9 protein-coding genes are annotated in these 15,000 nt (G+C 72.0%); 5 read left to right on the top strand and 4 right to left on the bottom strand.

The genetic code is table 11. From position 1 onward, the window contains the following. Positions 1 to 265 precede the first annotated feature (265 nt). The 3 genes from ACFXKZ_RS00965 to ACFXKZ_RS00955 all read left to right on the top strand — a co-directional run bounded on the left by ACFXKZ_RS00965 (position 266) and on the right by ACFXKZ_RS00955 (position 3,018). Entirely contained in the window at positions 266 to 658 is a 393-nt protein-coding gene (locus tag ACFXKZ_RS00965; RefSeq protein ID WP_379995007.1) for an SCO5389 family protein, read from the top strand. Between the two features lie 152 nt (positions 659 to 810). Beyond that, positions 811 to 2,352: a long-chain-fatty-acid--CoA ligase gene (locus ACFXKZ_RS00960; RefSeq protein ID WP_379995005.1), complete on the top strand. Its 1,542-nt coding sequence runs from the start codon at positions 811 to 813 to the stop codon at positions 2,350 to 2,352. Positions 2,353 to 2,574: 222 nt separating this feature from the next. After that, positions 2,575 to 3,018, top strand: a complete 444-nt coding sequence (locus ACFXKZ_RS00955; protein WP_379995003.1) for a hypothetical protein — start codon at positions 2,575 to 2,577, stop codon at positions 3,016 to 3,018. Here ACFXKZ_RS00955 and ACFXKZ_RS00950 read toward each other — a convergent pair. Next, entirely contained in the window at positions 3,002 to 3,301 is a 300-nt protein-coding gene (locus ACFXKZ_RS00950) for a hypothetical protein (protein WP_126637299.1), read from the bottom strand. The two genes, ACFXKZ_RS00955 and ACFXKZ_RS00950, sit on opposite strands and share 17 nt — an antisense overlap. Positions 3,302 to 3,414: 113 nt before the next feature. Beyond that, the gene (locus ACFXKZ_RS00945) at positions 3,415 to 5,190 is read right to left on the bottom strand and encodes a 3-hydroxyacyl-CoA dehydrogenase family protein (RefSeq protein ID WP_379995000.1); all 1,776 of its coding nucleotides are present in this window, start codon (positions 5,188 to 5,190) and stop codon (positions 3,415 to 3,417) included. A gap of 375 nt (positions 5,191 to 5,565) precedes the next feature. Between ACFXKZ_RS00945 and ACFXKZ_RS00940 the strand changes: the two genes are divergently transcribed. Beyond that, a complete protein-coding gene (locus tag ACFXKZ_RS00940; protein WP_379994998.1) occupies positions 5,566 to 6,585 on the top strand; it encodes an LLM class flavin-dependent oxidoreductase in 1,020 nt (339 codons plus the stop codon). A gap of 42 nt (positions 6,586 to 6,627) precedes the next feature. Here ACFXKZ_RS00940 and ACFXKZ_RS00935 read toward each other — a convergent pair whose 3' ends face one another. Beyond that, complete coding sequence (locus tag ACFXKZ_RS00935) at positions 6,628 to 9,066, bottom strand: hypothetical protein (protein ID WP_379994996.1); 2,439 nt, start codon at positions 9,064 to 9,066, stop codon at positions 6,628 to 6,630. A 531-nt stretch (positions 9,067 to 9,597) separates the two neighbouring features. Between ACFXKZ_RS00935 and ACFXKZ_RS00930 the strand changes: the two genes are divergently transcribed. Next, complete coding sequence (locus ACFXKZ_RS00930) at positions 9,598 to 12,567, top strand: LamG-like jellyroll fold domain-containing protein (RefSeq protein ID WP_379994994.1); 2,970 nt, start codon at positions 9,598 to 9,600, stop codon at positions 12,565 to 12,567. A gap of 335 nt (positions 12,568 to 12,902) precedes the next feature. Here the strand turns inward: ACFXKZ_RS00930 and ACFXKZ_RS00925 are convergent, their stop codons facing one another. Beyond that, positions 12,903 to 14,870, bottom strand: coding sequence for a protein meaA (locus ACFXKZ_RS00925; RefSeq protein WP_379997249.1), 1,968 nt, complete (start codon positions 14,868 to 14,870; stop codon positions 12,903 to 12,905). Positions 14,871 to 15,000 lie beyond the last annotated feature (130 nt).

Here is a 15,000-nt window from a genome sequence, read left to right as displayed (position 1 = left end):
GCCGTCGCGGACACGGCGCGATGATCGAACGGGGGAGCGGCCCGCCGGGCGCATGCCCTCTCCCGAACCGCGTTCACCTCCGGTTCGCTCTGGAGCAATGCGTAGGCGATGACTTACGGTGAGTCCGGAGACGGTGCGGGCCGGGCGGATGCGCGTTCGGGGCGTGCCGTGGGCTATGCACGGGTGCCATCAGCCACTGCCACGTACGAGACACGACCCGAACCGCCGGGCGAACTTGCGTACGTCCCGGCCGGAAGGAGCACCGATGTCGCTCGATGTGCCTCCGAAGCTGTTGGAGCAGGCCGAACAGGGTGAGGTCGACGAGGCGGAGTTCGTCGACTGCGTGCGTGACTCGCTGCCCTACGCCTGGAATCTCGTCGCCGCCCTGGCGACACAACTGCGGGTGGATGGCGGCGCGTTCGCGGACAACCAGGTGCCGCCCGCCACCGAGACCGAGCGCGGGCAGCTGCTGCGCGCCCTGGCCTCGGACGCGATCCGCGGCTCGATGGAACGGCACTTCGGGGTCAAACTCGCGTTCCAGAACTGCCACCGGGTCGCGGTCTTCCCGATCGAGGGCCTGGACGCGGACCGGTACGCGAAGTTCACCTCGATCCGCGGCCAGTTGCTCAACCAGTCACCGACCCTGCGCGACTGCTGATCCCGCATCGGCAGGCTTCGGCGGCGCGGGCGGGCCCCACGGCACGCCCGCGCCGCCGCATTCCCGCCCGGCGCCGGAGCCCGCGAACCGGCCGCCGCCTCCACCACACCCCGTCGGCCACCCCTCCCCTCCCCCGCGCGAGGAGTCGTCCCATGGGCATCACCCTGCCGCTGCACCGCTGGGCCCAGCAGACCCCCGACCGCGAAGCCGTCGTCGACGGCGCCGCGTGGACCACGTTCCGCGACCTCCGCGAGCGGGTAGCCAGGCTCGCGGGCGCGCTGCGCGACCTCGGCGTCGGCCCCGACGACCGGGTCGCCGTCCTCGCCCTGAACTCCGCCCGCTACCTGGAGTGCCTGAGCGCCGTCCCCTGGGCCGGCGGCGTGCTGAACCCGGTCAACATCCGCTGGAGCCCGGCCGAGATCGCCTTCTCCCTCGACGACTCGCGGACCGGCGTCCTGATCGTCGACGACGCCTTCGCCGCCCTGGTCCCCGCGCTGCGTGCGGCCTCGTCGAGTCTGCGCGTGGTGGTGCACATGGGCGATCCGCCGGCCGATTCCGGCATGCACGGCTACGAGGACCTGATCGCCGCAACCGCCCCGGTCCCCGACGCGCAGCGGGGCGGCGGCAACCTGGCGGGTGTCTTCTACACCGGCGGCACCACCGGCTTCCCCAAGGGCGTGATGCTCTCCCACGACAACCTGCTCGCCTCCGCCATGGGCGGCCTGGTCGCCACCGCCGCCTACCGGATCACCCCGAACGCCCGCGTGCTGCACGCCGCCCCGCTGTTCCACATCGCCGGGTTCGGGGTGTCGCTGATGACCTCGATCCTCGGCATCCCCCAGGTGGTACTGCCGGCCTTCGACCCCGAGCGGGCCGCCGCGATCATCGCGCGGGAGCGGATCACCGAGGTCTTCCTCGCGCCGACCATGCTCCGGATGATGCTGGACCACCCGAAGTTCGCCGACCACGACCTGTCCTCGCTGCGCATGTTGACCTACGGCGCCTCGCCGATCACCAGCGCGCTCCTGGACCAGGTCCTGGCCGCGCTGCCGGGCGTCGCCCTGGTGCAGGCGTACGGACAGACGGAACTGTCGCCGCTGGCCACCCTGTTGCTGCCCGAGGACCACCTGGCCGGCGACCCGGCGAAGTTGCGCTCGGCGGGCCGCCCCTGCCCGCACGCCGACGTACGTGTGGTCGGGCCGAATGGAAACGAGCTGCCGCGCGGCGACATCGGCGAGATCGTCTCGCGCGGGGACCACGTGATGACGGGCTACTGGAACCGGCCCGAGGAGAACGAACAGGCCCTGCGCGACGGCTGGATGCACACCGGCGACCTCGGCTTCATGGACGCCGACGGCTACCTCACCGTGGTCGACCGACTCAAGGACATGATCGTCACGGGCGCGGAGAACGTGTACAGCGCCGAGGTGGAGAACGCCATCAACGCCCATCCGGACGTGGCCTGTTGCGCGGTGATCGGGGTGCCCGACCCCCGGTGGGGCGAGCGGGTGCACGCCGTCGTGGTGCCGCACCCCGGACACGAGCTGACCGCCGAACGGCTCCGGGACCACGTCAAGACGCTGATCGCCGGGTACAAGGCGCCCAGGAGCGTCGAGTTCGTCGACGCGCTCCCCCTGACGGCGGCCGGCAAGGTCCGCAAATCCGTGCTGCGCGAAAGAACGAGCCGGTGGTGAATCCGACCAAGGAGACCTTCGCGTCGCCGGCCCCGGCCACGGGAAAGGAGTTGGCCGCCGCGGCGGCTGAAGCCCCGGCCCCGAACACCCGACCGACCCGGCCGGACCCACCCCACCGACCCGACCGATCCGACCCACCCGACCGACCCGATCGGCCCGATCGGCCCGACCTATCGAACGCACTCTCGACAAACCCTCGCCCAACCGGCACGATCGCGCGTTATGACGTTCACCCGGGGGATCGTGACGTACGCGGCCATCACGACCTTGTTCGCCGAAGCGGTGGCCGCGGTCCTCGGCTGCGGCGTGGTCGCGCCGATCCTGGTCCTGAAGACCCTGGACGACCGCGGCACCGACAACCGCGCGCTGGTCGGCACGGTCGGCATCGGCTTCTTCGCGGTGCTCGGCCTGGTCGTCGCGATCTGGTCGGTCTGGGCCGCGCTCAACCTGCGCGACCGGCTGCGTACCGGCGCCCGCTCGCGGGCCGGCCTGGTCGGCTCGGCCGGCCTGCACGTGGCCGTCTCCGCCGCCGCACTGCTCGTCCCGCTCGTCCTCGCGGTGACCGTACCCGCGCTGGCCCTCCTGGGCACCGCCACCGCCGCCACCCGACCCGCGCGGGGCACCCGGATGCCGGCCGTCGACGAGGCCGCTACCGCCGCCGGGTGATCCGCCGCTGCCCTCGGCTGTTCCAGCACGGCCGGTGCCAGTGCCGACGCTCCTCGACCCGCCCGTCGGCGGACCACGCGACCACGTGCGGCACACCCGGGGCGATCTCGTGGTCGCACCCCGGGCACCGATAGGTCTTGGTCGCGGCCTGCCCGCTGATCGGGCGCACCAGCCACTCCCCGTCGGCCCCCGACTCGCGCTCCTCGAAACCGAGGCCGGGATCGCGGGGCTCGCCCCGGTCGACGGACCGGGAGCGGCTGGTTGGCTTGTTACGACGCGGCACACAAAAAGGGTACGGGTGCACGCACCGCATGCGCCCGTACCCCTCTCGTACTACTTACTTCCGCCCGGCGCGCCGCCCGGCACGGTCCGGCCGCCCGCTCGCCCGGCGAGCGCCTACCGCTTCGCGTAGTCCCGGAAGCCCCGCCCGGTCTTGCGCCCGAGATAGCCCGCCGTGACCAGGTGTTCGAGCAGCGGCACCGGCGACCAGCCCGGCTCGCGGAACTCCGCGAACAGCACCTTCTGGATGGCCAGCGAGACGTCGAGCCCGACCACGTCGAGCAGTTCGAACGGTCCCATCGGATAACCCGCGCCCAGCTTGATCGCGGTGTCGATGTCGTCGGCGCCGGCGTAGTTGGCCTGGAGCATGCGCACCGCGTCGTTCAGGTACGGGAACAGCAGCGCGTTGACGATGAAGCCCGCCCGGTCCCCGCAGTCCACCGCATGCTTCCGGGTGCGTCGACACACCTCGTGGATGGTCGCCACCACGTCGTCGGAGGTGGCCACCGTCCGCACCACCTCGACCAGCTTCATCACCGGCGCCGGGTTGAAGAAGTGCATGCCGACCACGTCGGCGGGCCGCGAGGTGGCCACCGCGCAGTCGATCACCGGCAGCGAGGAGGTGGTGGTGGCCAGGATCGCGCCGGGCTTGCAGATCTCGTCGAAGTTCTCGAACAGGGCCTGCTTCACCGACAGTTCCTCGACCACCGCCTCCACCACGAGGTCGGCGAAGGCGAGATCGTCGAGCCGGGTGGTACCGGTCACCCGGGCCAGCGCCTCGGCCTTGGCCTCCTCGGTCAGCCGACCGCGCTGGATCTGCTTGTCCAGCGAGCGCACCAGCGCCCCGCGCACCCGCTCGACCTTCTCCTCGCTGCGCGCCACATAGACCACGTCGTAGCCGGACTTGGCGAACACCTCGACGATGCCCGTGGCCATCGTCCCGGTGCCGACCACGCCCACCGCGTGCACCTCGCGCGGGGTGCCGGCGACCGCCGCGGCCCCGCCCGGCTCGGCCACCACGACCGGGGATCCGGCCTGCTCGTAGGTGTAGAAGCCGCGACCGCTCTTGCGCCCGAGCAGCCCCGCGGTGCGCATCTGCTTGAGGATCGGCGCGGGCGCGTGCAGGCGATCGCGCGACTGGCGATACATCTGCTCCAGGATCTCGTACGCCGTATCGATCCCGACCAGGTCGAGCACCGCGAGCGGACCCATCGGCAGGCCGCAGCCGAAGCGCATGGCCGCGTCGATGTCCTCGCGCGTCGCGTACTTCTGCTCGTACATCGACGCCGCGTGGTTGAGGTAGGCGAACAACAACCCGTTGGCGATGAACCCGGCCCGGTCGCCGGCCACCACCGGCGACTTGCCGAGGCGTTCGGCGAGCGCGACCACGTCGGCGAGCACGTCGGGCTCGGTGACCACGGTGCGGACCACCTCGACCAGCTTCATCACCGGCGCCGGGTTGAAGAAATGCAGCCCGACCACGCGCGAGGAGCGGGTGGTGGCCACCGACAACTCGGTGACCGACAGTGAAGAGGTGTTGGTGGCCAGGATCGTCTCCGGGCCGCAGATCTTGTCCAGCTCGGCGAAGAGCGCCTGCTTGTGCGCCAGCTGCTCGGGTATGGCCTCCAGGACCAGGTCGGCCGAGGCCACCGCGGTCAGGTCGGTGCCGAGGGTGACCCGCTCGAAGATGTCGTGCTGCTGCTCTTCCGTGAGCTTTCCGCGCGCGGTGGCGCGGGCGGTCGACTCGGCGATCCGGGCCCGGCCGCGCGCGACGGCCGCGGCGGAGACGTCCACGCCCACGACGGTCAGTCCGGCCCGGGCCAGGACCTCGACGATGCCGGCGCCCATGGTGCCCAGGCCGACTACGCCGACCGTGCTGATGTCACGGCTCATCTGCTGTGCTCCTCGCTGCTGAAATGGCGTCTCCCGACCGGGAGTACGCCTTGGTTACTGCGAAGTAGTACCGCGGGTTTCCAGGGAGTATCGCAGTCCCTGCCGAACAGGCACAGGCCGGTGGGATGTGCCGTTCGCCTCGATCCGTCCCGAACGTACGTTCGGACATTCGGCCTCATGTTCGACGGATGACGTCGTGGGCGCCGATATCCGCCCGATCGGGTAAAAAAACCATCACGCGTGAAGGATTACCTACACGCGCCTTCACGCGTTGTGTTGTCGTGTGGGCGCCCTGTCCCCCACACCCGCCCCCGCCGGCGACGTCCGGCGGGACCGGCCGATCGGCATCGGCCACGACATGACGAGGAGGACGCGATGAGGGTGGGCATCTTCCTGCTGGCGGCGCAGTTCGACGCGGGCGACCACGGTGCGGTGCTCACCGCCGCCATGGATGCGGGAATCGCCGCGGAGGAGGCCGGATTCGACGAGGCGTGGATCGCCGAACACCATTTCGTGCCGTATGGGTTGTGCCCGTCGGCGGTCACCTTCGCCTCCATGCTACTGGGGCGTACCCATCGGATCGGGGTGGGTACGGCGATCAGCGTCCTGTCCAACCAGCATCCGGTGGCCCTGGGCGAGCAGACCGCGCTGCTCGACCAGCTGTCCGGGGGGCGCTTCACCCTCGGCGTGGGGCGCGGAGGGCCGTGGGTGGACCTGGAGGTCTTCGGCACCGGGCTGCGACGGCACGACGAGGCGTTCGCGGAGTCGCTGGACCTGCTGATGCGCTGGCTGACCCACCAGCGGGTGGGCGCGGAGGGCGAGCACTTCTCCTTCCGCAAGGTGCCGGTGGTGCCCCGTCCGCGCACCTACCCGCACCCTCCGGTGATCGTCGCGTGCACCTCCCGGGAGACCGCGTCGCTCGCCGCGCGGCACGGGCTGCCGATGCTCCTGGGGATGCACGCGGACGACGCGGAGAAGGCGGCGATGGTCCGCACCTACGAGTGCGCGGCGTCCGCGTGCGGGCGGGACCCGAAGGCGGTCGAGCACGCCGCGGCGGCGGTCGCCTACGTCGCGGACACCCGGCGCGAGGCGGTCGAGGTACTGCGTCACGCGATGCCCAAGTGGCTGCGCCGGGGCCTGTCGGCGCACGTGACGGTGGACGGCCGGCAGCGGCACATGCGGGACCCGGTCGAGTACACCGACTTCCTGTGTCGCATCCACCCGATCGGCGCGCCGGCCGACTGCATCCGCCGCCTCTCGCGCACCGCCGAGCGCACCGGCATCAACCGTTTCCTGCTGTTCGCCGAGGGCGCCGGAGTGGGCGCGAGCACCCTGGAGAACGTGGCCCGCCTCGGCAAGGAGGTGCTCCCTGTCCTGCGCGAGGCGGCACACTGACCCGAGTCCGGACCCGCCCGCCCCGGCCGGCGCGGGTGGCGGTCAGCCCCCGACCGGCACGTTCACGTCGCCGACAGGGGACTGCGGGGCGGTCGAGGTCGGCGACGGCGCGCGCGTGGTGGGGGGTGGAGCGCTCGTCGGGGCGGAAGTCGTGCTCTGTGACGCCGAGCCGGCCGGAGCCGACGAGCGCGGCGCGGTGGCCGGGGCGCTCGTGTTCGGCGCCGTGGTCTCGCGGGCCGTCGTGGCGGCCGAGGACGTCGCCCCACTCGCCCCGGGCTTGCGGCTGCCCGCCGGGGGCGGCGGTTTGTCCCGGTCCACCCTGGGGTCGGCCTCCGGCCCCCGGTTCGGCGTGTTGGGGTCGTGCGTCGCCGAGCCCGTCGAACCCACCGGATTACGATGATCGCCCCGATCCGGCGAGTCGGAGCCCATCGCGACCACCGCCGCCAGGGTGACCACCAGGACCACCGCCGCGCCGGCCGTCATCAACACGCCGCGCCGACCGATCCCACCCCGCTCGGCCCCGGCCGCGCCTTCCCGGCCGACCGCCGCGACCGCCGCCCGGTCGCCCCCGGCCAGCGCCAACACCCGCCGGTCCGCGGCCAGTCCACGTTTGTCCGAGCCGACGTCGCGCATCCGGGTGGCGGCGACCGCCTCCTCGCGCGCGCCCTCCGGATCGCCCGTGCACAACGCCAGGATCGCCAACTCGTGGCGGAACCAGGCGTGTTCCGCCGCCGCCGAGGCGCCCGCCTCGCGCGCCGAGGCCAAGCCCAGCTCCAGCACCTCGCCCCAGGTGTCCCACCGCGCCGAGGCGCCGAACGCGGGCGCCGACGCCCGGGCCAGCGCCCGCGCCGAACCGGCCTTGCCCAGCCGCTCGGACTCGCGCAGGCAGGCCAGGATGGTGTCCGCCTCGCGGGCGATCTCGGCCGGGGTCACCGACGGGTGGGAGACCCACCAGGTGAAGTGCTGTATGGCCGCCACCGCCCACGAGGACGGCCCGCGCACGATCGAGGCGACCGCCTCGGCGGTACCTCCGGTGAGCCGATAGCGGCCGAACTCACAGGCGGCGAGCCCGGCTTCGACCAGCTCGTCGGCGGCGCCCACCGCGTCCACCGCGCCGGTCAGGGCCGGCAGGTGTACCGGGTCCGGGAGTTCGCCGTCCAGCGCGGAGGCCAGCCGCAACACCTGCTGGGCCGACGCGGACACCAGCGGCACCAGACGCGGTACGAACTGCCTGGGGTCCCCGGGCGAGGGCAACTCGCCGGCGCCGTCCGCCGCGCCGTCGTCGAGCAGCCCGTAACGGCCGCGCTCGCGCCGCGCAAGGAGTGCCCCCGCCTGGACGAACCGCCCCGGGTGGCCGCCCACCTGGAACCACAGGGCGGAGGCCCAGGACAGCTCCTCGTCGTCGAGTTCGCGCCCGGCGACCCGGCGCAGCAGATCGAAGGACGCCTCCTGCGGCAGGCCGCGCAGGGTGATCTCGTGCAGCGGCGAATCCCGGCGCGCGATCGGGTCGACCAGCTCGGGCCCGGCCACCAGGAAAGCGCATTCCGGGGCGATACGCAGAAGCTCCGCGATGTCCTCCGGGCCGATGTCCAGGTCGTCGATCACCACGAGGGCGGCCACGTCCGCGAGGGTCCGGGCCAGTTGCACACGTGTCGGCCGGTAGGCGGGTCCGGCGAAGCACGCGTCGTGCAGTTGCTGGAGCAGGTCGTCCAGGCCGCGCCGGCGCCCGTCGAGCAGGATCACCCCGTCCGGCGCGTCGGCGGGATCGAGCGCGGCGAGCCGGCGCAGCAGCGTCGTGCGCCCGCTGGAGGCGGGTCCGCCGATCCGCACCGACGTACCGCGTTGCAGCAGCCCGGTGAGTTCGGCGATCTCGACGCCGCGACCCAGCGGTTCGGGGTCGGTCGAGGGCACCGAACCGGGCAGCCTGGACGGGCGCGGCGGCCGGGCGCCGGCGGGCACCGGCACGACGTCGGTGCCGTCCACGCCGCCGAAGGTCAGGAGCAGGTCGCCCGCGTACAGCCGCAGCACGCTCGGCCCGGGTTCGTCGCTGCCGGCCCGCCCGCTCGGGGCCGGGTCCGACCAGTCGTCGTCGATCCGGATCGGCTCGCCGCGCATCGACTGGCCCCGCCCCGAAGACGGCCCGCCCGACCCGTCCGTCCCGAACCCGGGAGCGCTCCCACCCGACTTCGCGGCGTCGAGGCCCGCCGCGCTCCCGCCGAACCCGCCGGAGTCGTCGGTCCCGAACCCGCCCGCGCCGCCCGTCGCGAACTCGCGCGAATCATCCGCATTCTGCCGAGGCGCCGAGGCGCCTCGCCCCGGGCGCGGCCCGAACAGCTCGTCCAGATAGGCGTCGTCACCCCAGGAGTCGCTCCACGGGTCGCCCCCGGAGACCTCCCGGTCGCCGGCCGACGGCCGCGGCGGTTCGTCCCCGAGGTGCTGCTCCCCGTCCTCTTCCGGCCGTTGCCTGCCGCCGCCGCTCATGCCACTCCCTGTGCTCCCCGTCGTGGTTCCTCGACGCACCGGCGCGACCTGGGACGAGTCCGGGCACCCGGGGGCGGAAACCGGTGATCAGTGTGCCGGGCGCGGCCGGCGCACCGATACCCGGCGCCGGGTTCGTGACAAGATCGTTGAGCACCGACGCGGCGCGCACCGAGGCGGCCGCGCATGGGCATCGTGTGTCCCCGTCGTACCACGTTCCACCTTGCCACCTCCCGCCGTCGAGCGGACCGTCTCCGGGTCGACCTTCGCTCCCTCTTCACAACAACAACGCGCGCGTCCGCAAGTGGTCACGGGATCCGGCGCACGCGGGTGACCGGGGGCGGATGAGGCTGCCGAAAAGTCGGTCTACGCCCGGCGAGTCACCCTATGGTGCAGATGTGGCGCCACAACTGCCGGGCGCACAGGGGGAACAGGGGGACATATATGTCCGGTTCCATACACTCGCGATACGCGGGACGGCAGGTGCACCGGGGACGAACCCGGCTTGCGTGCGCCGTCGCGCTGTTCGCCTCCTTGGCACTGTCGATACCCTCGGCCGGCGCATCGCCGGCCGCGACCACGAATACGTCGAGCACATCCACGCGCCCACCCGGCCCCGAACTCTTCGGCTCCCCGCCGACCGCGCGCGACGCGACGGCCCGAGCCGCCGCCGTACCGCCGAAGTTCGCCGACGAACCGATACTGACCGGGCTGTCCCAGCCGATCGACGTGGCCTTCGCCAAGGACGGCCGGATCTTCGTCGCCGAGAAGTCCGGCGTCGTCAAGGTGTTCGACTCGCTCACCGACACCACACCCACGGTGTTCACCGATCTGCGGGCGCAGGTGCACAACTTCTGGGATCGCGGCCTGCTCGGCCTGGCCCTGGCCCCGAACTTCCCGACCGACCCGTCGGTGTACGTGATGTACGCGCACGACGCGCGCCCCGGCGGCTCCGCGCCCTACTGGGGCACCGCCACCGGCGCCGACGACGGGTGCCCCGATCCGCCCGGCGCCCAGGCGAAGGGGTGTCTGATCACCGGCCGGATCAGCAGGCTGACCGCGACCGGGAACACCGCCGGTCCCGAGCAGGTGCTGGTCGAGGGCTGGTGCCAGCAGTTCCCGTCGCACTCGGTCGGTTCGCTCGCCTTCGGCCCGGACGGCTACCTGTACGCGTCCGCGGGGGACGGGGCCAGCTTCGACTGGGCGGACTACGGGCAGACCCCGGCGAGCGGCGCGATCCCGGGCAAGGAGCCGATCCCGGCGAATCCGTGCGCCGACGGCACCGCCGCGGTGGGCACCGTACTGACCGCGCCGAACGCCGAGGGCGGCGCGCTGCGGGCCCAGGACTTCCGTACCGCGGGCGACCCGTTCGCGCTCAACGGCAGCATCATCCGGATCGACCCCGCCACCGGCGCCGGCGCGCCCGGCAACCCGCTCGCGGGCAACGCCGACGCCAACGCCCGTCGGCTGGTGGCGGCCGGCCTGCGCAACCCGTTCCGGTTCGGCTTCCGGCCGGGCACCAACGAGGTCTGGCTCGGCGACGTGGGCTGGAGTACGTGGGAGGAGATCGACCGGCTGACCCCGTCGAGCACGGCCGTGGCCAACTTCGGCTGGCCCTGCTACGAGGGCTCGGCCCGCCAGGGCGGCTACGAGTCGATCGGCCTGAACCTGTGCGCCGACCTGTACGCGGAGGGCGCGGGCGCGGTCAAGGCGCCCTACTACGCGTACCGGCACGGCACGGTGGTGGCGCCGGGCGACGGCTGCCCGACCGGCAACGGCTCGGCGATCTCCGGGGTGACCTTCTACAGCGGACAGCGCTACCCCGCCGCCTACCGCGACGCGATGTTCTTCGCCGACCACAGTCGGCGGTGCATCTGGAGCATGCGCGCGGGCGCCGACGGCCTCCCGGACCCGGCCACGCGCCAGGCGTTCGTCACCAACAGCAATCCGGTGCAGCTGACCACCGGCCCCGAGGGCGACGTGTACTACGTCGGCTTCGAGGACGGCGCGATCCACCGGATCCGCTACACCGGCAGCGCGCCCACCGCGGTCGCCTCGGCCACGCCGACCACCGGGAGCACCCCGCTGACCGTGGCCTTCACCGGATCCGCCTCCACCGACCCGGATCCGGGCGAGACCCTCACGTACGCCTGGGACCTCGACGGCGACGGCGCGTTCGACGACTCGACCGCGGCGAACCCGTCGTACACGTACACCGTGCCCGGCACCTATCGCGCCAGGTTGCGGGTGACCGACCCGGTCGGGCTGACCGGCGACTCCGCCCCGATCACCGTCACCGCCGGCAACTCGCCACCGGTACCGGTGATCGACTCCCCCGCGTCGACGCTGACCTGGAAGGTGGGCGACCCGATCGCCTTCACCGGGCACGCGAGCGACCCCCAGGACGGCGCCATTCCCGGCAGCGGCCTGAACTGGCGCATCGTCATGCACCACTGCACCACGCCGACCAACTGCCACGAGCACCAGATCACCGCACAGGACGGCGCCTCCGGCACCTTCACCGCGGTCGACCACGAGTATCCGTCCTGGCTGGAACTGCGGTTGACCGCAACCGACTCCGGCGGCCTGACCGGGACCACGAGCGTGCGCCTGGATCCGCGGACGGTGGACATCACCCTCGCCTCGAATCCGCCCGGCCTGACCCTGGGCCTGTTCTCGTCCCAGCGCCCGGCACCGTTCACCGGCACGGTGATCGTCGGCGGCACCTCGTCGATCGCGGCGCCGTCGCCGCAGACGCTGAACGGCAAACGCTACGAGTTCGCGTCCTGGTCCGACGGCGGCGCGGCGGCACACAACATCACCGCACCCGCGACACCGCTCACCCTGACCGCCACGTTCCGCGAGGTCGACGGGCCGGTACCCGGGCTGATGGCGCAATACGGCTTCAACGCCGCCGGCGGCACGGTCCTGGTCGACGGCACCGGACAGGGCAACAACGGCACCGTCGCCGGCGCCACATGGGTACCCGGCCGCACCGGCAACGCCCTGTCTTTCAACGGCACTTCATCGATGGTCACGGTGCCGCACAGCGCCCGCCTGACCCTCACCACGGGCATGACCCTGGAGGCGTGGGTCAAACCCACCGCGATCACCGGCTGGCGCTCGATCCTGCTCAAGGAACGCGGGGGCGGCCTGTCCTACGCCCTGTACGCGAACGGCACCACCGCGCCCAACACGTCCATCAACACCACGGGCACCAACAACGACACCTACGCGGACGGCACCTCACCACTACCCACCAACACCTGGACCCACCTCACCGCCACGTACGACGGCACCACCCTGCGCCTCTACGTCAACGGCATCCAGGTCCGGGCCACCCCACACACCGGCCCGATCATCGACGAGGGCGGCGCCCTCAAAATCGGCGGAAACACCATCTGGGGCGAACACTTCGCCGGCCTGATCGACGACATCCGCATCTACAACCGAGCCCTGACCCCCACAGAAATCACCACAGACATGACCACCCCGATCCCATAACCGAAAACACGGACCACCGTCCAAGCGCCGGCCGGGCCAAAACCCAGCCCGTCCGGCGCTCGAGGACACAGGAAAACCACCGACCTCACAAAGTCGACCACAAGCCCAAGCCCACCAACCCCAGCCCGTCCGGCGCTTGAGGACACAGGAAAGCCACCGACCTCACAAAGTCGACCACAAGCCCGAGCCCACCAACCCCAGCCCGTCCGGCGCTTGAGGACACAGGAAAGCCACCGACCTCACAAAGTCGACCACAAGCCCAAGCCCACCAACCCCAGCCCGTCCGGCGCTTGAGGACGGCAAGCCGACCTCGGCCCACAACACGAGCCCACCACTCAGGCGGACAGCCCGTTCGCCTCCCGGATCACCGAAACGATCCGCCCCATGATCTCCGTGATCCCGAAGTCCTTCGGCGTAAACACGGCCGCCACCCCCTGCGCCAACAACGACGCCGCATCCGCGGCAGGAATGATCCCGCCCACCACCACCGGCACATCACCGATCCCCGCGCCGCGCATGCGCGAGAGCACGTCGGGGATCAACTCCAGATGCGACCCCGACAGGATGGACAGCCCCACACAGTGCACGTCCTCCTCCACCGCGGCCGCGACAATCTGCGCCGGCGTCAGCCGAATCCCCTGGTACACCACCTCGAACCCGACATCACGCGCCCGAACCGCGATCTGCTCGGCCCCGTTCGAGTGCCCGTCCAGCCCCGGCTTCCCGACCAACAACCGCAGCCGCCCGCCCAGTTCCTCCCCGGTCCGGCGCACCGCCCCCCGCACCTCGCCGAGCCCGGCGCCATCCTGCACGCCGACCACCCCGGACACCCCCGTCGGCGCGCGATACTCGCCGAACTCCTCGCGCAGCGCCTGCGACCACTCCCCCGTGGTCACCCCGGCCCGTACACACGCCAGCGTGGCCGGCATCAGGTTGACCGCGTCGGCCGCCTTCCACGACCGGGCGTCCTCGCGCAGCCGCGTCATCGCCGCCTCCGCCGCCTGCGGATCGCGGGCCGCCCGCCACGCCCGGACCTTCTCGATCGCCGAGCGCTCGGCGTCGGGGTCGGCGCTCATGATCGCCGCGTCCAGGTCCGCGGTGAGCGGGTTCTCCTCGGTGGTCTCGAACCGGTTCACCCCGACCACCACCTCCTCGCCCGCCTCGATCCGGGCCCGCCGGGCCGCGTGCGAGCCGACCAGTTGCGACTTCATGTAGCCCGACTCGATCGCCGCTACCGCGCCGCCCATCGCCTGTACCCGGTCGATCTCCTCGCGCGCGCCCGCCACCAGGTCCGCGACCTTGGCCTCGATCACATGCGAGCCGGTGAAGATGTCGCCGTACTCCAGCAGGTCCGACTCGTAGGCCAGCACCTGCTGGATCCGCAACGACCACTGCTGGTCCCACGGCCGGGGCAGGCCCAGCGCCTCGTTCCAGGCCGGCAGCTGTACCGCCCGGGCCCGGGCGTCCTTGGACAACGTCACGGCCAACATCTCCAGCACTATGCGCTGGACGTTGTTCTCCGGTTGCGCCTCGGTCAGCCCGAGCGAGTTGACCTGTACGCCGTAGCGGAATCGGCGCTGTCGGGCATCGCGCACGCCGTAGCGCTCCAGCGTGAGTTCGTCCCACAGCTGCACGAACGCCCGCATCTTGCACATCTCCTCGACGAAGCGCACACCGGCGTTGACGAAGAAGGAGATGCGCTGGACCACGTCGCCCATGCGCTCCTGCGGCACCTGCCCGGAGTCGCGGACCGCGTCCAGCACGGCGATCGCGGTGCACATCGCGTAGGCGATCTCCTGCACCGGCGTCGCGCCCGCCTCCTGGAGGTGGTAGCTGCAGATGTTGGTCGGGTTCCACTTGGGCAGGTGCGAGACGGTGTAGGCGACCGTGTCGGTGATCAGCTTCAGCGAGGGGCCGGGCGGGAAGACATAGGTCCCGCGCGAGAGGTATTCCTTGATGATGTCGTTCTGCGTGGTGCCCGTGAGCTTGGCGACGTCGGCGCCCTGCTCCTCCGCTACCACCTGATACAGCGCGAGCAACCACAGCGCGGTCGCGTTGATCGTCATCGAGGTGTTCATGCCCTCGACGGGGATGCCGTCCAGGAGTTCGCGCATGTCGCCGATGTGCGAGATCGGTACGCCGACCTTGCCCACCTCGCCGCGGGAGAGTTCGTGGTCGGGGTCGTAGCCGGTCTGGGTGGGCAGATCGAAGGCCACGGACAGACCGGTCTGGCCCTTGGCCAGGTTGCGGCGGTACAGCGCGTTGGACGCGGCGGCCGAGGAGTGACCGGCGTAGGTGCGCATGACCCAGGGGCGGTCGCGCTCGACCGGGGTCGGCTGCGAGGGCTGAGCTGAGGGCGTCTGGCTCGCCACGGAATACCTCCGGAGGTTCCGGGCCGACCGGATCTCGGCGACTACCGGCCTGGGCAACCCC

Origin of the sequence: Embleya sp. NPDC059237, from assembly GCF_042754105.1 — a bacterium.
Taxonomy (GTDB): Bacteria; Actinomycetota; Actinomycetes; order Streptomycetales; family Streptomycetaceae; genus Embleya.
This window is presented reverse-complemented; position numbering and strand designations above follow the sequence as displayed.

Coding starts and splice junctions, on each gene's coding strand:
- ACFXKZ_RS00965 (WP_379995007.1), top strand. CDS start 266: ATGTCGCTCGATGTGCCTCCGAAGCTGTTGGAGCAGGCCGAACAGGGT.
- ACFXKZ_RS00960 (WP_379995005.1), top strand. CDS start 811: ATGGGCATCACCCTGCCGCTGCACCGCTGGGCCCAGCAGACCCCCGAC.
- ACFXKZ_RS00940 (WP_379994998.1), top strand. CDS start 5,566: ATGAGGGTGGGCATCTTCCTGCTGGCGGCGCAGTTCGACGCGGGCGAC.
- ACFXKZ_RS00945 (WP_379995000.1), bottom strand. CDS start 5,190: ATGAGCCGTGACATCAGCACGGTCGGCGTAGTCGGCCTGGGCACCATG.
- ACFXKZ_RS00955 (WP_379995003.1), top strand. CDS start 2,575: ATGACGTTCACCCGGGGGATCGTGACGTACGCGGCCATCACGACCTTG.
- ACFXKZ_RS00935 (WP_379994996.1), bottom strand. CDS start 9,066: ATGAGCGGCGGCGGCAGGCAACGGCCGGAAGAGGACGGGGAGCAGCAC.
- ACFXKZ_RS00925 (WP_379997249.1), bottom strand. CDS start 14,870: ATGCGCACCTACGCCGGTCACTCCTCGGCCGCCGCGTCCAACGCGCTG.